The 19,108-nt window shown below is 71.9% G+C and carries 17 protein-coding genes, 1 tRNA gene and 1 pseudogene; 12 read left to right on the top strand and 7 right to left on the bottom strand.

Annotation, left to right across the window (positions count from 1 at the left end; all coding sequences use genetic code 11):
- Both IE330_RS32550 and IE330_RS32545 read right to left on the bottom strand, forming a co-directional pair.
- Positions 1-1,037 (bottom strand): SUKH-4 family immunity protein (locus tag IE330_RS32550; RefSeq protein WP_506005389.1); only part of this gene is annotated, 1,037 nt, incomplete at its 3' end.
- A 7-nt stretch (positions 1,038-1,044) separates the two neighbouring features.
- Positions 1,045-2,034: an SMI1/KNR4 family protein gene (locus IE330_RS32545; RefSeq protein WP_190139771.1), complete on the bottom strand. Its 990-nt coding sequence runs from the start codon at positions 2,032-2,034 to the stop codon at positions 1,045-1,047.
- 246 nt (positions 2,035-2,280) lie between these two features.
- Here IE330_RS32545 and IE330_RS32540 point away from each other — a divergent pair, with 246 nt between their 5' ends.
- Positions 2,281-2,934 carry a YwqJ-related putative deaminase gene (locus IE330_RS32540; RefSeq protein ID WP_229926083.1) on the top strand — a complete coding sequence of 218 codons (654 nt, stop codon included), beginning with the start codon at positions 2,281-2,283 and terminating at the stop codon, positions 2,932-2,934.
- An 83-nt stretch (positions 2,935-3,017) separates the two neighbouring features.
- Positions 3,018-3,509 (top strand): SUKH-3 domain-containing protein, encoded by a 492-nt coding sequence (locus tag IE330_RS32535; RefSeq protein WP_190139770.1) that lies wholly within the window; start codon positions 3,018-3,020, stop codon positions 3,507-3,509.
- A gap of 39 nt (positions 3,510-3,548) precedes the next feature.
- Here the strand turns inward: IE330_RS32535 and IE330_RS32530 are convergent, their stop codons facing one another.
- Complete coding sequence (locus IE330_RS32530) at positions 3,549-4,889, bottom strand: sensor histidine kinase (RefSeq protein WP_190139769.1); 1,341 nt, start codon at positions 4,887-4,889, stop codon at positions 3,549-3,551.
- Positions 4,890-5,066: 177 nt separating this feature from the next.
- Between IE330_RS32530 and IE330_RS32525 the strand changes: the two genes are divergently transcribed.
- From IE330_RS32525 to pth, 6 genes are all read left to right on the top strand, one after another.
- A complete protein-coding gene (locus IE330_RS32525; RefSeq protein WP_190139768.1) occupies positions 5,067-5,939 on the top strand; it encodes a terminase gpP N-terminus-related DNA-binding protein in 873 nt (290 codons plus the stop codon).
- A 6-nt stretch (positions 5,940-5,945) separates the two neighbouring features.
- Positions 5,946-6,016: transfer RNA gene (locus IE330_RS32520), tRNA-Gln, on the top strand.
- A gap of 167 nt (positions 6,017-6,183) precedes the next feature.
- Positions 6,184-7,641 carry a bifunctional UDP-N-acetylglucosamine diphosphorylase/glucosamine-1-phosphate N-acetyltransferase GlmU gene (gene glmU / locus IE330_RS32515; RefSeq protein WP_190139767.1) on the top strand — a complete coding sequence of 486 codons (1,458 nt, stop codon included), beginning with the start codon at positions 6,184-6,186 and terminating at the stop codon, positions 7,639-7,641.
- Positions 7,642-7,813: 172 nt separating this feature from the next.
- Complete coding sequence (locus IE330_RS32510; RefSeq protein WP_190139766.1) at positions 7,814-8,803, top strand: ribose-phosphate diphosphokinase; 990 nt, start codon at positions 7,814-7,816, stop codon at positions 8,801-8,803.
- Between the two features lie 184 nt (positions 8,804-8,987).
- Positions 8,988-9,575 carry a 50S ribosomal protein L25/general stress protein Ctc gene (locus IE330_RS32505; protein WP_190139765.1) on the top strand — a complete coding sequence of 196 codons (588 nt, stop codon included), beginning with the start codon at positions 8,988-8,990 and terminating at the stop codon, positions 9,573-9,575.
- Between the two features lie 73 nt (positions 9,576-9,648).
- A complete protein-coding gene (gene pth, locus IE330_RS32500; protein ID WP_190139764.1) occupies positions 9,649-10,251 on the top strand; it encodes an aminoacyl-tRNA hydrolase in 603 nt (200 codons plus the stop codon).
- A 294-nt stretch (positions 10,252-10,545) separates the two neighbouring features.
- On the opposite strand, the gene ppc is transcribed toward pth, so the two are convergent.
- A complete protein-coding gene (ppc, locus tag IE330_RS32495) occupies positions 10,546-13,308 on the bottom strand; it encodes a phosphoenolpyruvate carboxylase (protein ID WP_373314784.1) in 2,763 nt (920 codons plus the stop codon).
- A 327-nt stretch (positions 13,309-13,635) separates the two neighbouring features.
- On the opposite strand from ppc, the gene IE330_RS32490 reads away from it, so the two are divergent.
- Both IE330_RS32490 and IE330_RS32485 read left to right on the top strand, forming a co-directional pair.
- On the top strand, positions 13,636-14,649 hold the full coding sequence (locus tag IE330_RS32490; RefSeq protein WP_190139763.1) for an acyl-CoA desaturase: 1,014 nt from the start codon (positions 13,636-13,638) through the stop codon (positions 14,647-14,649).
- Positions 14,646-15,365, top strand: a complete 720-nt coding sequence (locus tag IE330_RS32485) for a TetR/AcrR family transcriptional regulator (protein ID WP_190139762.1) — start codon at positions 14,646-14,648, stop codon at positions 15,363-15,365. Before IE330_RS32490 ends, IE330_RS32485 begins: the two co-directional genes overlap by 4 nt.
- A gap of 355 nt (positions 15,366-15,720) precedes the next feature.
- On the opposite strand, the pseudogene IE330_RS32480 reads toward IE330_RS32485, so the two are convergent.
- Together IE330_RS32480 and IE330_RS32475 are read right to left on the bottom strand one after the other, a co-directional pair.
- Positions 15,721-15,924 (bottom strand): annotated as a pseudogene (locus IE330_RS32480) (VOC family protein); the annotation flags it as partial.
- The gene (locus IE330_RS32475; RefSeq protein ID WP_190139761.1) at positions 15,918-16,787 is read right to left on the bottom strand and encodes a trans-aconitate 2-methyltransferase; all 870 of its coding nucleotides are present in this window, start codon (positions 16,785-16,787) and stop codon (positions 15,918-15,920) included. The pseudogene IE330_RS32480 and the gene IE330_RS32475, both read right to left, overlap by 7 nt.
- A 238-nt stretch (positions 16,788-17,025) precedes the next feature.
- On the opposite strand from IE330_RS32475, the gene tamR reads away from it, so the two are divergent.
- A complete protein-coding gene (tamR, locus tag IE330_RS32470; RefSeq protein ID WP_164324112.1) occupies positions 17,026-17,523 on the top strand; it encodes a MarR family transcriptional regulator TamR in 498 nt (165 codons plus the stop codon).
- Here tamR and IE330_RS32465 read toward each other — a convergent pair.
- Entirely contained in the window at positions 17,482-18,261 is a 780-nt protein-coding gene (locus tag IE330_RS32465) for a LuxR C-terminal-related transcriptional regulator (RefSeq protein WP_190139760.1), read from the bottom strand. The genes tamR and IE330_RS32465 overlap by 42 nt on opposite strands.
- Before the next feature lie 235 nt (positions 18,262-18,496).
- On the opposite strand from IE330_RS32465, the gene IE330_RS32460 reads away from it, so the two are divergent.
- Positions 18,497-18,952: a GNAT family N-acetyltransferase gene (locus tag IE330_RS32460; RefSeq protein ID WP_190139759.1), complete on the top strand. Its 456-nt coding sequence runs from the start codon at positions 18,497-18,499 to the stop codon at positions 18,950-18,952.
- Positions 18,953-19,108 lie beyond the last annotated feature (156 nt).

Below are 19,108 nucleotides of genomic sequence, written 5' to 3'. Positions count from 1 at the left end.
GGGGGCAGGTCCGGCCCGCTCGCGGCGGGCCCCGTGGGCGGCAGCAGCGCCGCGCCCGTCGCCCCGGCCTGGGGGTCGTCCAGGGCGGGGGCGAGCGCCGTCTTCGGCAGTTGGCTGCCGCCCGACATCAGCGCGGTCTTGGCCTCCGGCGACACGCTGGGCGGCGGCTGGTCCTCCGCCTCGCCGTCCAGGTTCACCGGCGGCGAGAACACCGTCGCGGGCAGCGGCACGGCCACGTCGTCGTCATCGGCCCCGGTGTTGGTGTCCGTACCCGCCCACGGCGTCGCGGAGGCGGACTCGGACACGGACGCCGAAGACGACGCCGACCCGTAAGCGGAGGGGGACACGGCCGACGACGACGGCGCACCCGCCTCGCCACCCGCCCCCGGGGCCCCGTCCGGCGCACCGGCGGCGGGCCACGCCGCGCCCCCGCCCGAGGTGGCGGGCAGCCCCGGCGAAGGCGCTCCGGCAGCAGCCCCGCCGGGCCCCCCGGAAGCCCCACCGGCCGCGCTCTCCGCCTGCGCCGAAGGCAGGGGTCGGGCCGCGGTCGGCGGCACCGCGTCGCCCGGCCCCTGCGCCTGCGCCGGAATCCGGGCCGCGGGCGCCGCGGGTTCAGCGGGCGTCGAGGGCTCCGCGGCCCCCGCGGACGACCGCCGGTCCGGAATCCCCAGCTTGTCCGCCGCCTCCTGCAACCACTCCGGCGGGCTCAGCAGGAACGACGTCTGGTTCAGGTCCATGCGCTCCGGCGCGGCCGGCGCCGCGGGCTCCGCCGCCCGCGCCACCCCGTACTCCTCCTCGTACCGGCGGATCACCTCACCCACCGGCAGCGCGGGCCACAACGTCGCCTCACCGCTGTCCCGCGCGATGACCAGACGCTGACCGCCCCCGTCCGAACGGGGGCCGCCCTCGCGGTCCTCCGCCCACACCACGAAGCCCAGCTCGAACTCCCGCACCCGCACCTCGCGGTGGCCGGGCGGCGGCACGTCGCCGTTGACCCATTCCTCGGCGCGCTCCTGCGCCTGCGCGAAGGTCACCATCGCCAGCTCACTCCCCCACCGGGACGGCGCGCGCGAAGCCGCCGTCCACCATCAGGTTCGCCACGGTCTCCAGCTCGGGCGGGCTGCCCGCGAGCCGGGACAGGAACGCGTCGAAGTCGTCACCGCAGGGCAGCAGCAGCCGCTGCACCCGCTCCGCGGGCGCCCACGAGGGATCCACGTCGCGCGCGTCGTCGTACGCGCAGAACCACACCGAGCCCACCCGGTCGCCCCTGACCTTCACGGCCAGCAGACCGCCCTGCACGAAACCCACGCCCAGATAGTCCTTGGTGAGATGGTCGCGCAGACACTTGTTGACGTACACCAGGTCGTTCACGGCCGCCTCGTCACGGACCGTGAAGAACGGCTGGTCGACCAGCAGACCCAGCTCCGCGTCCAGCGCCGTGCCCACCGGCGCGCACCCGCCCGCCGCCTTCAGGAACGACCGGTACGCACCCGGCAGGCGGTAGCCCAAGTCCTCCTCCACGCCCGCCACCTGGCTCTCGGTGACCGCCAGCGCCCCCTTGGGCAGCGCCAGGTGCGCCGGCCGGGTCTCCTGCAACGGCCGCGTCCCGCGCTTGCCGTGGTCGACCGGAGCCGTCGCGATCCCACCGTGGTGCCGCAGCAGCGCCTTCACCTCGACGGGCACCAGCTCCAGACGCCGGCTGTGCGGTACGTGGTGCCACGTCCAGCCGTGCGGCGTCGCCACCGGCGCCACCGTGTCCCACAGCTCGTGCCCCGACGCCGCGAGCGCCGCGTTCGCCGAGACGTAGTCCGTCAGGCGCAGCTCGTCCACGCCGAAACCCTCCGGCGGCTCCGCGACCTCCGCCGCCGCGCGCGCGTACGGCGAGAAGTCCGGATAGCCGTCACCGTCCACCCGCACCCCCCGGGGGTGCCGGGCGGCCCGCACCGGGTCCGGGAAGTGCACGACCTGCCCGGCGTAGGCCGCGTTCGGCGGCGCGGCCTGCTGCCCGAGCCGACCTGGCCGACCTGTCGTCATGGCGGTTGCCCTCCTGCGGCACTGTGGGGTTCACGGATGGCGACAGCCTATGCGCAAGCACGACACGGGTCATCGGCCCTCCGATTCCGTGACCACCCGCCACGGAACCGTCACCCAGAGACGAAACCCGGTCGTGTCGCCCGGCCCCAGCTTCCGCACCGCGCGCCCCATTTGGCAGTCTGTTCCCGCAACGCGGGGGCGCGGCACCAGCGGCCGACGCCGCGGGCACGGGGAGGGAAACACCACATGCACACCGCACAAACCGGCATGTCACGGACGACCGACACATCCACCGAAAGCGCCGGAACCGTTCACTCCACGACCACACCCGGCGGCCCCGGCACCGCACGGACCACCGCGACAGGCACCGCGACAGGCACCCCGACAGGCCCCGCGACAGGCACCGCCACCGCGACCGCCACCACGGGCGGCGACCCCCGCGTCGGCTGGAGCAGCGTCCCCGCCGACGCACCCATCCTGCGCCAGCGCCGCGACGGCATCCTGCCGACCGTCGCCGCCGCGCTCTCCGTCCGCGGCACCACCCTCACCGCCACCCCCAAGCGCAGCGACGAACCACCCAGCCACCACCCCCTCGTCCAGGACTTCCTCGACACCCTCACCAGCGGCCAGCGCGAACGCTTCACCGGCCGCTGCGCCGAAGCCCTACTCATCTCCCGGCACCTCACCGCCGCCGACGCGGGCCGCTCCAAACGCGCCCGCCGCAAACCCATGACCAACGGCGAGGCCCGCAAGGCCCTCAAGCACGCCAAGCTCACCACCCGCCGCATCCGCGAGGACGGCGACCCCCTGCACGGCTCCTTCGCCCGCCCGTGCCGCTCCTGCGCCGCCCTCACCGCACACTTCGGCGTCCGCGTCGTCGACCCGACGACCCCCGACTGACCCCGGCCGCCCGCCACCCGGCCACCGGCACCGCCGCCACCCGGCCGCACCCGTACCCGCACCGCACCACGAGGGTCTGAGCCATGCACACCGACAACGCCACCCGCTTCCCCGTGCCCGTCGACGCCGCCCTGCGCACCGCGGGCTGGCGCCCCGGCCGCTGGGACATCAAACAGGCCGAGATCTGGGCCGACGCCCTGCGCCGCCACACCTCACCCGCCGGCCACCGCCACGCCGTCTTCCCCGCCGCCGTCGAGGCCTGGGCCGAATTCGGCGGCCTCCACATCACCCCCAAGGGCCCCGGCCGCCAGATCGCCCCCGCCACCATCCACCTCGACCCCATGTACGGCCTCCACCTGGCCCGCACCCTCGGCGACCTCGGCCGCGCCCTCGGCACCCAGGTCAGCCCCATAGGCGAGGAGACCGACACCCAGGCACTGCTCGCCATCGACGCCGAAGGCCGCGTCTACAGCCTCGACCACAGCGGCGACTGGTACCTCGGCCAGCACATCGACCAGGCCCTCACCACCCTCGTCGCGGGCACCCAGCCCGTACGCCTCACCGCGAGCGCCTGACACCACCCCCACGCGCTGCGGCGGCCCACACCCCGCGCCTCAGCCCTGACCACCCACCCCCGCAGGCAACACCGCCGACACCCGGAAACCACCCGCGTCCGTCGGCCCCGACACGAACACACCCCCCAGAGCCGTCACCCGCTCCTTCATCCCCACCAGACCGTTGCCCCCACTGGGCAACCGCGCGTCCTGCGGCGACACCTCCGGCGGCGGACCGTTCTCCACCTGCATCGCCACCTCCCCGCCCCGGTGCGCCAGCCGCACATACGCCTTCGCCCCCGCCGCGTGCTTGTGCACGTTGGTCAACGCCTCCTGCACCACCCGGTACGCCGTCTCCTCCACCTCCGCCGCGTACACCCGCGCCTCCCCCTCCACGGACATGTCCACCACCATGCCCGCCGCCCGCGACTGCTCCACCAACGCGTCCAGCTCCGCCAGACACGGCCCCTCCCCCGCCTCCGGACCCACCCCGCCCCCGGCCCGCGACGCCGCCTGCGCCGCCGCCTCCCGCACCGCCGCCAACGGCAACGGCGCCGGAGCCGGAGCAGGCCTCGCCGGCGGCTCCCCCGCCCGCAGCACCCCCAGCATCTCCCGCAACTCCGTCAACGCCTGCCGCCCCATGTCCCCCACCAGCGCGGCGTTCTTCACCGCCTTCTCCGGATCCTTCCGCGCCACCGCCTGCAACGCCGCCGCGTGCACCACCATCAGACTCACCCGGTGCGCCACCACGTCGTGCATGTCCCGCGCGATCCGCGTCCGCTCCTCGTTACGCGCCCACTCCGCACGCTCCTCCGCCCGCTCCGCCAGCAACTGCAACTCCCGCTCCAGGCTGTCCGCCCGCTCCCGCAACGACTCCATCAACCGCCGCCGCGCCCCCACGTACAACCCCAGCAGCACCGGCGGCGCCGTGATCCCCAACGACGTACTGATCGCGATGAACGGGATGAACCCCTCGCCGATCGTCAGATCACCACTCGCTATGTCCTGATTGGCCCGCACCAGCGTCACGATCAACGTCCCCGCCAGCGACATCCCCGACAGCGCGCCGATGATCCGGCGCGGCAGCTCCGACGCCGCCAGCGTGTACAGCCCCACGATCGTCATCAGGACGCCCATCTGCGCGGGCGTCACCGCCACCGCCACCAGCACCACCGCGATGGGCCAGCGGCGGCGCAACACCAGCGTGGCCCCGGCGAGCAGCCCGAACGCCACCCCCACCGCCAACGGCAGCCCCGCGTCCCGCGAGAACTCCACACCCTCCGCACCGCACTCGGCCGCCGAGACGACACCGAGCCCGATGTCCAGCACGGCGCTGCGCCGCCGCTCCCACCACCACGGCCCCGTCCGGGCCGTGTTTCCGCTGTCCCCCGTCGTGGTCATGTCTTCCAGCCTACGGGCGCCGACGCCCGGTTTTCCGGTGAGTTTCGGGCCCGGCGATCGTGCTCCGCACTACCCGGCCGGTGCCCGGGAGGCGGCGGAACCACCAGGTAACCCTCGAACGTTTGAATCGCCCATACTTTCGCCCCGGACGTCCGCATTCCGGACGAGGCTCGCCGCATGACCGAGAACCACAGCAGGTACGACGACTTCGAGGGGCTGCGGGAACGGGCGGTGGCCCTGCGCCGCGAGGGCCACAGCCTGAGGCAGATCGCCGACACGCTCCAGGTCCGCAGCAAGGACATGCTCCAGCGCCTGGTGAAGGGGGAACCCGCCCCGGAGTGGACCAGGCGCCCGAAGGCCAAGGACGACGTACGCGAGCGAGCCAGGGAGCTGCGCCTCCAGGGCTGGACCTACGACCAGATCCAGGTCGAGCTGGGCTGCTCCAAGAGCTCGATCTCCCTGTGGGTACGCGACCTGCCGAAGCCGGAGCGACGCACTCCGTCGGAGCAGGCGAAGCTGGCCGCGCAGAAGCGCTGGCGACACGAGCTGGCCCTGCGCGACGAGGAGCGGCAGCGCACCAAGGCGGCCGCGAGGGCGGAGATCGGCGGCTTGACCGACCGGGAAGTGTTCCTGGCCGGCGTCGTTCTGTACTGGGCGGAAGGAACCAAGGACAAGACGTACAGCCGCCGCGAAAGACTGGCGTTCATCAACAGCGACCCGAACGTCATCGCGTTCTACCTGCGCTGGCTCGACGCACTCGGAGTCGAACGCGAGCGCCTGCGCTTTCGGGTGAGCATCCACGAATCGGCCGACGTGACCGGAGCGGAGGCGTACTGGGCCGAGTTGGTGGGCGTGGAGCCGTCCACGTTCCAGAAGGCGACCATCAAGAGGCACAACCCCAAGACGAGCCGGAAGAACACGTCCGAGGCCTATCGGGGTTGCCTCATCGTCATCACGCTCAGGAGTGCCGACCTGTACCGTCGCATGGAAGGCTCCTGGTACGGCATAGTAGGGGCTGCCACCGCGGCCGATCTACGAAATCGGACATAGCGGCCATCCCGGGTCGTCTAAGGGCAAGACGTCAGATTTTGGTTCTGATCATGGGGGTTCGAGTCCTCCCCCGGGAGCGGGCTTCGGTTCGGGTCCTGACCTGCAAGGTCGGGGCCCGTTTTCTTTTGGGTCCCGTCCGGCACCGGGCGCCCCGCCAGCAACAAGCCCCCGGACCCGCCCTCATTACGGGCCGGTATCCTGCGGATGTCCACACCCCAAGCATTCGAAGCCGAAGGGCATCCCCGTGAGCGCCAACTGCCCGGCAGCCGTCGTCGTCCTCGCAGCGGGTGAGGGCACCCGTATGAAGTCGGCCACCCCGAAGGTCCTGCACGAGATCTGCGGCCGTTCCCTCGTGGGGCACGTGCTCGCCGCCGCGCGCGAGCTCGCGCCGGAGCGTCTCGTCGCCGTGGTGGGGCACGAGAGCGAGCGCGTGCGCGCGCACCTCGCCGAGATCGACGCCGAGGTCCGCACCGCCTACCAGGCGGAGCAGAACGGCACCGGCCACGCCGTCCGCATCGGCCTGGAGGAGATCGGCGGTGCGGTGCAGGGCACCGTGGTCGTGGTGTGCGGGGACACCCCGCTGCTCACGGGTGCCACGCTGCGGCGCCTCGCCGAGACCCACACCGCCGACGGCAACGCCGTCACCGTGCTGACGGCCGAGGTACCTGACGCGACCGGGTACGGCCGGATCGTGCGGGACGCGGTCACGGGCGCGGTCACGGAGATCGTGGAGCACAAGGACGCCAGCGCCGAGCAGCGTGCGATCCGGGAGATCAACTCGGGGGTGTTCGCCTTCGACGGGCAGCTCCTGGCCGACGCGCTGGGCAAGGTGCGGACGGACAACAGCCAGGGCGAGGAGTACCTGACGGACGTGCTCGGCATCCTGCGGGAGGCGGGGCACCGGGTGGGTGCGGCCGTGGCGGCGGATCACCGGGAGATCGCGGGGATCAACAACCGGGTGCAACTGGCGGACGCGCGGCGGGTGTTGAACGACCGGCTGCTGACCGAGGCGATGCTCGCGGGGGTGACGGTGGTGGATCCGGCGTCGACGTGGGTGGACGTGACGGTGACGTTCGAGCGGGACGCCGTGGTGCATCCGGGGACGCAGTTGCTCGGCGGGACGCACCTGGGTGAGGGCGCGGAGGTGGGCCCCCACTCGCGTCTGCAGGACACGGTCGTGGAGTCCGGGGCCCGGGTGATCAACACGGTGGCGGACGGCGCGCGGATCGGTGAGGGGGCGTCCGTGGGTCCGTACGCGTATCTGCGGCCGGGCACCCGGCTGGGGACCCGGTCGAAGGCCGGGACGTACGTGGAGATGAAGAACGCGTCGATCGGTGAGGGCACGAAGGTGCCGCACCTGTCGTACGTGGGGGACGCGACGATCGGTGATCACACGAACATCGGCGCGGCGAGTGTCTTCGTGAACTACGACGGTGAGGCGAAGCACCACACGACGGTGGGTTCGCACTGCAAGACGGGGTCGGACAACATGTTTGTGGCTCCTGTCACGATCGGCGACGGTGCCTACACGGCGGCGGGGTCGGTGATCACGAAGGACGTGCCGCCCGGTTCGCTGGCTGTCGCGCGTGGTCAGCAGCGGAATATCGAGGGCTGGGTGGCCCGTAAGCGTCCGGGGAGCGCGGCGGCGAAGGCGGCCGAGGCGGTGTCCCGGGGCGGGGAGGACGCGGTCGGCGAGAGCTGACCGGGAACCCTGACTGGAAAAAGGTGCGCCGAACACCGCGTACCGTGATAGGTGCACACCAATCGGCTGACTCGTGGCGCGGCCTATGTCCTGGGGTGTCGAGATCGTTCCGGGACCTCTTGGATGTATCGCGGGTGCAGCAGCGGAAGAACTCGTCTGAGGAGACAGTGCTGTGACCGGGATCAAGACGACCGGCGAGAAGAAGTTGATGTTCTTCTCCGGCCGCGCCCACCCCGAGTTGGCCGAGGAGGTCGCCCACGAGCTGGGGGTCGGGGTCGTACCGACCAAGGCGTTCGACTTCGCCAACGGTGAGATCTATGTGCGCTATCAGGAGTCGGCGCGCGGCGCGGACTGCTTCCTGATCCAGAGCCACACGGCCCCGATCAACAAGTGGGTCATGGAGCAGCTCATCATGATCGACGCGCTGAAGCGGGCTTCCGCGCGGAGCATCACGGTGATCGTGCCGTTCTACGGTTATGCCCGTCAGGACAAGAAGCACCGTGGCCGGGAGCCGATCTCGGCGCGTCTGGTCGCCGATCTGATGAAGACGGCGGGTGCGGACCGGATCGTGACGGTGGATCTGCACACGGACCAGATCGTGGGCTTCTTCGACGGTCCGGTGGACCACCTGTTCGCGCTGCCGATCCTGGCGGACTACGTGGGTGCGAAGGTGGACCGGGACAAGCTGACGGTGGTCTCGCCGGACGCGGGCCGGGTGCGGGTCGCGGACCGCTGGTGCGACCGTCTGGGTGCGCCGCTGGCGATCGTGCACAAGCGGCGTGACAAGGACGTGGCGAACCAGGTCACCGTGCACGAGGTGGTCGGTAACGTCGAGGGCCGGGTCTGTGTCCTGGTCGACGACATGATCGACACGGGTGGCACGATCTGCGCGGCGGCGGACGCGCTGTTCGCGCACGGTGCGGAGGACGTCATCGTGACGGCGACGCACGGTGTGCTGTCGGGTCCGGCGGCGGACCGGCTGAAGAACTCGAAGGTGAGCGAGTTCGTGTTCACGAACACGCTGCCGACGCCGAACGAGCTGGAGCTGGACAAGATCACGGTCCTGTCGATCGCCCCGACCATCGCCAACGCGGTGCGGGAGATCTTCCAGGACGGCTCGGTGACCAGCCTGTTCGAGGAGCAGGCGGGTCCGAAGGGCTGAGTCTCCGCGAGGCTCGTGGGTGATCGTTTTGGGGTGCGGCCTCCCCGCCGAGTAGACTGGTGAAGTTGCTCGGCGAGGGAGGCCGTACTTCTTGGTACGGCGGTCCGTTATCGACGCGCTCTTCGTAGCAGGCCGGTCGTGGCCGGGTGACGCTTCCGTCTCACCTATCTACGAGGAGTGCTCCATGTCTGAGGTCAAGCTCAGCGCCGAGACCCGTTCCGAGTTCGGCAAGGGTGCCGCCCGCCGTATCCGCCGTGAGAACAAGGTTCCCGGTGTGCTGTACGGCCACGGTACGGACCCCGTGCACATCACGCTGCCGGGCCACGAGCTGATGATCGCCCTGCGTACGTCGAACGTGCTGCTGGCGCTGGAGGTCGACGGCAAGACCGAGCTGGCGATCCCGAAGGCCGTGCAGCGTGACCCGCTGAAGGGCTTCCTGGAGCACGTCGACCTGCTGCTGGTGAAGCGCGGCGAGAAGGTCAACGTCGAGATCCCGGTGCACACCGAGGGCGAGCTGGCCCCGGGTGGCAACCTGCTGGAGCACGTCCTGGACGCGCTGCCGGTCGAGGCCGAGGCCACGCACATCCCGGAGTCCGTGACCGTGTCCATCGCGGGTCTGGAGGCCGGTGCCTCCATCCAGGCCAAGGACATCACGCTGCCTTCCGGTGTCTCCCTGGCCACCGACGCCGAGACCGTCGTGCTGCAGGTCCTGGCCGCGCAGGCCGAGGAGGCCCCGGCCGAGGGTGCGGGCGACGAGGCCGCCGAGGCCTGAGCCGTCACACCGTAGGTACGTCAACCGCCGCCCGGCGCTCAGCGCGGGGCGGCGGTTGGGCTATGAAGGAGACATGCAGATGACGACGGACCCGAGCACTCCCTGGCTGGTGGTGGGTCTGGGCAACCCCGGCCCCGGCTACGCCATGAACCGGCACAACGTGGGCTTCATGGTGGCGGACCTGCTCGCCGGGCGGATCGGCGGCTCCTTCAAGCGGGCTGCCAAGGCGCAGGCGCAGGTTCTTGAGGGGCGTCTGGGTCCGATGGGTCCGGGCAGCCGTCGGGTCGTCCTCGCCAAGCCGATGTCGTACATGAATCTGTCGGGCGGTCCGGTGACGGCGCTGCGCGACTTCTACAAGGTGCCGACGGCGCACGTGGTGGCCGTGCACGACGAGCTGGACATCGACTACGGGACGCTGCGGCTGAAGCTGGGCGGTGGCGACAACGGGCACAACGGTCTGAAGTCGATGACGAAGGCGATGGGGTCCGACTACCACCGGGTGCGGTTCGGGATCGGGCGTCCGCCGGGGCGGATGCAGGTCGCGGACTTCGTCCTGAAGGACTTCTCGGCGGTCGAGCGCAAGGAGCTGGACTACTTCGTGGACCGGGCGGCGGATGCGGTGGAGTGTCTGGTGACGGAGGGGCTTGAGCGCGCGCAGGGTGCGTACAACTCCTGAGCGGCGCTTCGCCCGGCGCTGCGCGCCTCGCTCGTCCTCAGGCGCCGGACGGGCTGCCCCCTGCCGTGGCGCCGTCGTCGGCTGCCGGTGCTTGACCGCTTCGCGGTGGTTGTTCCCCGCCCGCCCGCCCCTTTCAGGGGCGAGCGGGCGGGGTTTTGGTTTGTCAGCCGGTTTGTCAGCCCGTCCGGCGTTTGAGGACGAGCCGCGGAGCGGCGATGAGGCGGGGGTCCAGGGGGCGCGGCCCCCTGGTTTCGGGAAAGGGGCGGGTCTGGGGCGCCCCGCGAAGGCCCGGCCTCAGCCCGTGTTGCGCAGGCCCGCTGCCACGCCGTTGACGGTGAGGAGGAGGGCCCGGGCGAGGAGGGGGTCGGGTTCCTCGCCGGCGGCGGCCGCGTCGCGCTGGCGCTTGAGGAGGGCGACCTGGAGGTAGGAGATCGGGTCGAGGTAGGCGTCGCGGATGGCGAAGGTCTGCTGGAGCACGGGCTGGGCGTCCAGGAGCTTCTCCTCGCCGGTGACGCGCAGGATCTCGCGGACGGTGAGCTCGTGCTCGGCCTCGATGGTGGCGAAGATGTGCCGGAGCTCGTCGGGGACGAGGGTCTCGACGTAGTGCCGGGCGATGCGCAGGTCGGTCTTGGCGAGGGTCATCTCGACGTTGGAGACGAAGTTGCGGAAGAAGTGCCAGTGCTCGTGCATCTCTTCCAGGACGGTGTCGAGGCCGGCTTCGCGCAGGGCCTTGAGGCCGGAGCCGACGCCGAACCAGCCGGGCACGATCTGCCGGGACTGGGTCCAGCCGAACACCCAGGGGATGGCGCGCAGGCCGTCGAGGGAGACGCCCGAGCCGGGCCTGCGGGAGGGCCGTGAGCCCAGGTGGAGGTCGGCGAGCTGGTCGACGGGTGTGGAGGCGAGGAAGTACGTCGGCAGGTCGGGGTCCTCGACCAGTCGGCGGTAGGCGGCGTGGGCGGCGTCGGAGACGACGTCCATGGCGGCGTCCCAGCGGGCGAGGGCCTCGTCGGACTGGCGGGGTGCGGTGTGCAGGGCGGAGGCCTGGAGGGTGGCGGCGACGGTCAGTTCCAGGTTCTCCCGGGCCAGGGAGGGGACGAGGTACTTGTCGGAGATGACCTCGCCCTGTTCGGTGACCTTGATCTCGCCCTCCAGGGTGCCCCAGGGCTGGGCGAGGATGGCGTCGTGGGAGGGGCCGCCGCCGCGGCCGACGGTGCCGCCGCGGCCGTGGAAGAGGCGCAGGCGGACGCCGTAGCGGTGGGCGACGTCGCGCAGCCGGCGCTGGGCGCGGTGGATCTCCCACTGGCTGGTGGTGATGCCGCCGAACTTGGAGGAGTCGGAGTAGCCGAGCATGACCTCCTGGACGTCGCCGCGCAGGGCGACGAGGCGGCGGTAGGAGGGGTCGGCGAGCATCTCGTCGAGGATGACGTCGGCGGCGCGCAGCTCGTCGGTGGTCTCCAGGAGCGGCACGATGCCGATCTTGGCCCAGCCGGCGTGGAGGTCGATCAGGCCGGCCTCGCGGGCGAGGACGGCGGCGGCGAAGACGTCGTCGGCGCCCTGGCACATGGAGATGATGTACGACTCGATGACTTCGGGGCCGAAGACGTCGAGGGCCTTCTTGACGGTCTCGAAGACGCCGAGGGTCTTCTGGCCGGCGGCGTCGAGGGGCGCGGGGCTGGGGGCGAGCGGGCGGCGGGAGCGCAGTTCCTTGGCGAGGAGCTTCTGCCGGTACTCGCGGGGCATGTCGGCGTAGCGCCAGGACTCCTCGCCGAGGCGGTCGAAGAGCTGGCCGAGGGTGTGGTGGTGGGCGTCGGCGTGTTCGCGGACGTCCATGGTGGCGAGCTGGAGGCCGAAGGCGGCGAGGGTGCGGATGGTGCGGTTCATGCGGCCGTCGGCGAAGAGGCCGCCCTTGTGGGCGCGCAGCGAGGTCTGGATGAGTGTGAGGTCGTGCAGGAGCTCGCTGGTGCCGAGGTAGTCGCGGCCGGGCTCGTGCGGGGTGCCCTTGGCCAGGCGCTGCTTGGTGTTCTCCAGCTTCTGGCGGACGCAGGTGGCCTTGAGGCGGTAGGGCTCCTCGGCGTTGAGGCGCTTGTAGCGGGGGCTGATCTCGGGGAGGCGTTCGAGGTCGGCCTGGAGGGAGGCGCGGAGTTCGTCGGTGGCGCCGGAGTAGCGGATGGAGTTCGACAGGAAGCCGCGCAGCTCGTCGATCATGTCGAGCGCGTCGTTGATGCCGTGCTCGTGCTGGAGGATGAGGACGTCCCAGGTGACGTCGGGGGTGACGTTGGGGTTGCCGTCGCGGTCGCCGCCGATCCAGGTGCCGAAGGTGAGGGGGCGGGTGCCTTCGGGGAGCTGGACGCCGACGCGCTCCAGTTCGGCGGTGAGGTCCTCCAGGACGTCGCCGACGGCTCCGGCGTGCAGTTCGTCGAGGTAGTAGATGGCGTTGCGGGCCTCGTCGGCGGGTTCGGGGCGGACGACGCGCAGTTCGTCGGTCTGCCAGACGAGGTCGATGTTCTCGGCGAGGCGGATGTCGTGGCGGCGCCGGTCGGACTCGATGACCGGGGTCTCCAGGAGTTCGGCGACGCGGCGCAGCTTGTTCAGGACGGAGCGGCGGGCGGCCTCGGTCGGGTGGGCGGTGAAGACGGGGCGTACGTTCAGGTGCTCGACGGTCTGGCGCAGGTGCTCGGGGTCGGCGTCCTTGAGGCGGTCGGCGGTGCGGGCGAGGAGGCCGCCCTCGGCGGCGCGGCGGGCGCGCAGCTCGCGGCCGCGGTGCACCTGCTCGGTGACGTTGGCGAGGTGGAAGTAGGTGGAGAAGGCCCGTACCAGCTTCGCGGCCGTCTCCAGCTCGGTGCCACCGAGGAGGCGGGCGGCGGCTTCGCCGTCCTCGCGGGTCAGGCGGCGGACCTTTTCGACGAGGTCGAGGAGTTCGGGCCCTTCCTGGCGGACGAGGGTCTCGCCGAGGAGGTCGCCGAGGCGGCGGATGTCGGCGCGCAGCTCGCTGTTGGCCGTGGCCGTCGCGGTGCTGGCGGCGGCCTGCGGGGCGGTCTGGTCGTCGGCACTGCTCACAGGTGCGGCTCCTTGCGGGGAATCCCGCCGCGCACGGGCGGGAGACGGGTGGGCACGTCTGGGAGGGGTCCCGGCCGGTGAACCGGGGGAGATAACAGAGCGGACCGCGCTGTCCGACCGATCCAAGGATAGGTGTCGAAGTGATCCGGCCGTCCTGCGGCCTCTTGCCGCGACGCTGCGCGCTGCCATACTTACGTTGCCGTAGGTTACGGTCCCGTAGGCAGGCATGCCCGGGCCGCTCCATGGGCACTCGCCCGTGGCGTACGTCCCTGTCCGGCACGTGGTCCGGCCCGTGCCCTCACCCTCGACCCCCCAGGGGAACGTTTTATGACCACAAGCCCCGATGTCGTCGAAGAATCGAAGGGGGCACCGGCCGGTGCCCCGCTTCCGCCCGCCACGCTGGGCGGGGAGCAGAAGCGCTCGCTGGAGCAGATCACGCTGCTCCTGTTCATCACCGTCCCGTTCCTGGCTCTGGTCGCGGCGGTGCCGCTGGCCTGGGGCTGGGGGGTGAGCTGGCTCGACCTGGGCCTGCTGGTCGTCATGTACTACGTGGGCTGCCACGGCATCACCATCGGGTTCCACCGGTACTTCACGCACGGTTCGTTCAAGGCGAAGCGGCCGCTGCGGATCGCGCTGGCGGTCATGGGTTCGCTGGCGGTCGAGGGGCCGCTGGTGCGCTGGGTCGCCGATCACCGCAAGCACCACAGGTACTCCGACGCGGAGGGTGACCCGCACTCCCCGTGGCGGTACGGCGACACGGTCCCGGCCCTGATGAAGGGGTTGTGGTGGGCGCACATCGGCTGGATGTTCGACGAGGAGCAGACGTCGCAGGAGAAGTACGCGCCGGATCTGGTCAAGGACCCGGCGATCCGGATGATCTCGCGCCAGTTCGTGCTGTGGACGCTGGTGTCGCTGCTGATCCCGCCGCTGGTCGGCGGCCTGGTGACGATGTCGTGGTGGGGCGCGTGCACCGCGTTCTTCTGGGGCTCACTCGTTCGAGTGGCGCTGTTGCACCACGTGACGTGGTCCATCAACTCGATCTGCCACGCGGTGGGCAAGCGCCCCTTCAAGTCCCGTGACCGCTCCGGGAACGTGTGGTGGCTGGCGGTCCTGTCGTGCGGCGAGTCGTGGCACAACCTGCACCACGCCGACCCGACGTCCGCGCGCCACGGTGTGATGCGGGGGCAGCTCGACTCCTCCGCGCGCCTCATCCGCTGGTTCGAACAGCTCGGCTGGGCGTACGACGTACGCTGGCCGTCGCGGTCCCGCATCGACTCCCGCCGCAAGCCGCTGGACTCCCTCGACGCCGCTGGCAAGCGGCAGGCCGCAGACGCGGCATGATGGAACCTGTGGCCACCGACTCCAGCACCTCACGTCCGACGGGTTCGGCGCGCGCCGACAAGGCCCCGCGGAATTCGAACAACGACAAGCCCCGGCGGACCCGCCGGACCCGTATGACCGGCGCCGAGCGCCGTGAGCAGTTGCTGGACATCGGCCGCACCCTGTTCGCCGCCAAGGGGTTCGAGGGCACGTCGGTGGAGGAGATCGCGGCGAAGGCCGGGGTCTCCAAGCCGGTGGTGTACGAGCACTTCGGCGGCAAGGAGGGGCTGTACGCGGTGGTGGTGGACCGCGAGATGCGGCAGCTCCTCGGTATGGTGACCGGTTCGCTGACGGCCGGGCATCCGCGGGAGCTGTGCGAGCAGGCGGCCTTCGCGCTCCTCGACTACATCGAGGAGTACACGGACGGTTTCCGCATCCTGGTGCGCGACTCCCCCATCCCGCAGTCCACGGGGTCCTTCGCGTCGCTGATCTCCGACATCGCCACGCAGGTGGAGGACATCCTCGGGCAGGAGTTCAAGACGCGGGGCTTCGATCCGAAGCTGGCGCCGCTGTACGCGCAGGCGCTGGTGGGGAGTGTGGCCCTGACGGGGCAGTGGTGGCTGGACGTGCGCAAGCCGAAGAAGGCGGAGGTGGCCGCGCATCTGGTGAACCTCGCCTGGCACGGTCTTGACGGGCTTGAGCCGAAGCCGCGGCTGATAGGCCACCGCAAGGCCTAGGCCGTGGGCCTTGGGCGGGTCCTTGCTGCCCTCCCGCCCACCCGTGCCGCCCCGGCCTTGTCCGCCGGGCCCCGACGCGGAGCGCTGCCGCGCCGTCTTTGGTGTTCTCTCCCACCCGCCCACCCGTGCCACCCGGCCTTGCCAGGCCGGCCCCGGCGCGGAGCGCTTTCCCGCCGTCGTCCCGTTCTTCTCCCACCCGCCCACCCGTAACGCCCCGGCCTTGGCGGTGCCGCCCCCGCTGTGGGCAGTCGTCCCGCGGGGCGATGGGGGTCCCCCCTGCTCGAGCGAAGCCGAGAGCTTGGGGGAGGGTGGGCACAGCGCCTAGGTGCCGAGCAACCGTTCAGCGCGGGCCCGACGCCACCCGAGGGCCGCGGAAGTCCGCCTCGACGCCGAGGTGCAGCCGTACCGTCCCCGCCTCGAACCAGCATCCGCCCCGCCCCGCGAGCCCCGCCGGCTTGGGCACCTCGGTCATGCCGAGGACACCCCCGTAGAAGGCGCGCAGCGCTGCCTCGCTGCCGGGTGGCGCCGCCAGTTGCACGTGGTCCAGAGCTGTCAGCACGAGGCGTCTCCCCTCCGGGCCACCGCGAACAGGCGCCGGAACGGGAAGACCGTCCCGTACTCCCGTACCGGGTACGCCTCCCGCAGCAGCGCCCCGTACTCCTCCAGGAAGGCGTCGCTCGCCCCGGGATCGTCCGCGAGGGCCGTGAGGACCGGCCGCAGCCCGGTGCCCTTGACCCAGTCGAGGACGGCGTCCCGCCCGGGCAGCACCTGGAGGTACGTGGTCTCCCACACGTCGGCCGCGCAGCCGAGGCCGGTGAGCAGGTCGAGGTAGGCGGCCGGGGCGAGCACCGCGTCGGCGTGGCGCAGGCACCCGTGGAGGCGCTCGCGCCAGCGGGCGGACGACGCCAGGTCCCGCATCAGCACGTGGCTGGGGGCGTCGAAGTTCGCCGGGACCTGGAAGGCGAAGGCCCCGCCGGGCGCGAGCGCGGCGGTCCAGGCGGCGAAGGAGTCCGCGTGGCCGGGCACCCACTGGAAGGTGGCGTTGGACAGGATCAGGTCGTACTGCTCCGGCGGTGTCCAGGCCGTGAGGTCGGCCCGGGCGAAGTCGACACGGCCACCGTCCTCCGTGGTGCCCGCCTGGGCCGCGGCGCGCTCCAGCATCTCGGGCGAGTTGTCGTAGCCGGTGATGTGGGCGGCGGGCCAGTGGGCGGCGACGATGGCGGTGGAGTTGCCGGGGCCGCACCCGAGGTCGGCGATGCGGAGGGGCCGCCTGGTCACGGCCGGCGCCGTGACGTGGGCCAGCAGGTCCGTCAGGGCCCGGTTGCGGTGGCTCGCGTGGCGCAGGTACTGCTGCGGGTCCCACGTCGGTGCGGCGGTGGGCGGGGTGGACGGCGTGGAGGACGTGGAGGGCGTGGACGGCATGGGGTGCTGCTCCTCTGCGACGTGCGGGGCGTACGGGGCGTGCGGGGCCGGTGGCGAGGGCGTACCGGCACTCAGTCCCTTCCGGGCCGCGGGCGGTGCGGCGTACCGAGGACCGGTACGGGCACCGGTACGGGCGCCGTTCGCGTACCGGCCCGGCGGCCGGTCGTCGTCATCCTCACCCCGGCTGTATCTTGACGTCAAGAGACTTCACGTCGACAGACCCCCTACACTGATCGTCATGGAGGACGAGGTCGACCGGCTGGTCGCTGCATGGCGTCGGGAGCGCCCTGACCTCGACGTGGAACCGCTCGAGGTGCTGAGCCGCGTGAGCAGGCTGGCGCGCCACCTCGACCGCGCGCGTCGGCTGGCGTTCTCCGAGCACGAGCTGGAGCCGTGGGAGTTCGACGTCCTGACGTCGCTCCGGCGCGCGGGCGCCCCCTACCAGCTCTCGCCGGGCCAGCTCCTCACCCAGACCCTGGTGACCTCCGGCACGATGACGAACCGCATCGACCGCCTCGCGAAGAAGGGGCTCGTCGAGCGGCTGCCGGACCCCAGCGACCGCCGCGGCGTGCTCGTGCGCCTCACCGACGAGGGCCGGGACCGCGCCGACCAGGCCCTGGCCGGGCTGCTCGACCAGGAGCGGGCCATCCTCGGGGAGCTGTCCCGCGCCCAGCGTGGTGAACTGGCGGCGCTGCTACGCCAGTTGACCGCCCCGTTCGACAACGTCCCCGGCTAGGTCGACCGGGCCGACCCCGGCCCTGCGGGCGAGGGCGACGGCGGCGAGGGTGGAGTGCACGCCGAGCTTGCCGAGGACGTTCTGCATGTGCGTGCGCACGGTGTGCGGGGAGAGGAAGAGGCGCTCGGCGACGGCCTTGCGGCCCAGGCCCGCCACCATGCAGCGCAGCACCTCGCGCTCGCGCGGGGTCAGGGACTCCACGAGCCGCTCGCTCTCCGTGCGGTGCTTGCGGGCCGCGGTCAGCTCCCGCAGGACGCCGGTGAGCAGGGCGGGCGGCAGGTGCGTCTCGTCGCGCAGCACGCCGCGGATGACGGTGAGCAGCCGGGAGAGCGAGCAGTCCTTGGCGACCCAGCCGGAGGCGCCCGCCTGGAGCGCGAGCGCCGCGCGCCGCGGGTCGTCCTTCTCGGCGAGGACGACCGTGCGCACCGCGGGCTGCGCCGTGCGCACGCCGGTGACCAGCGAGATGCCGTCCACGAGTCCGTCGGCCTGGCCGTCGTGGACGGGCACCGCGGGGCGCGTGGCGCTCTGCAGCGCGGGCGCGGAGCCGCCGAGGTCGGCGTCGACGAGCAGGACGTCGTATCTGCGGCCCTCGGCCGCCGCGCGGTCCAGACAGCGCAGCGCCGCGGGGCCGCTGCCCGCGGCGGAGACGTCCACGTCGGGCTCGGCGGCGAGCGCGGCCGCGAGCGACTCGGCGAAGATGCGATGGTCGTCGACGACCAGGACTCGGATTCGAACCACGGAAACCCCCACAGGCTGGAGGACGGTGGACCTGGTGCGGGTACGGCGCCCGGGGTGAGGGCAACCGCAGCCGCACGGCCGCCGCCGTGCCCTGACTGCCACCCCCACCGCCGGGCGTCGTACCCGACTGTCTCGCCCCCTGAACGGCGCCGGCCCCCACCGGCGCTGTCCTTCAGAGTACGGACGGGGGCCCGGAGCGGAAGTGGATTTGCAGAACTGATTGTCCGGCGCGTTTATGGTGAGCCGTATGTTTCGTATTGAGACGGGAGTCGACAAAGAACGGCTTCGTCTGCTTCGGGCGCGGTTGCGGGCGGCCAACACCGAGGCCTCACCGGTGCTTCGGGCGATCCGGGGGACCCCTGCTGAGCAGGAAGAACCGCTCGGGGTGTGGGTGGTGGGGGACGACGGGGAACTGCTCGGGGGGCTCGCCGCGCACACGTGGGCGGGGTGGCTGCACGTGAACTTCCTGTGGGTGGCGGCGGAGTTGCGCGGGGGCGGGATCGGGGGGCGGGTCCTCGCGGAGGCGGAGCGGGTGGCCCGGGAGGAGCGGGGGTGTCGGGGGGCGCGGCTTGAGACGTGGGACTTTCAGGCGCCCGCGTTCTACGAGAAGCAGGGGTACGAGGTCGTGTGCGCCATCCCCGACTATCCGGAGGGGGTGACGGAGTACACCCTGACGAAGCGCTTGGGCTGAGCCCGGCTGGGGCTCCCCGATCCCGCCCCTTCCCGAAACCATGGGGCTCCGCCCCCTGGACCCCCGGAATCGCGCTGGCGCGCTCGTCCTCAAACGCCGGACGGGCTATCCCCTAGCCCGTCCGGCGTTTGAGGACGAGGCGCGGAGCGCCGAAAA

The organism is Streptomyces longispororuber (genome assembly GCF_014656095.1).
GTDB classification, from domain to species: domain Bacteria; phylum Actinomycetota; class Actinomycetes; order Streptomycetales; family Streptomycetaceae; genus Streptomyces; species Streptomyces longispororuber.
The sequence above is the reverse complement of the archived record's forward strand: the minus strand, read 5'-3'. Positions and strand labels throughout refer to the sequence as shown.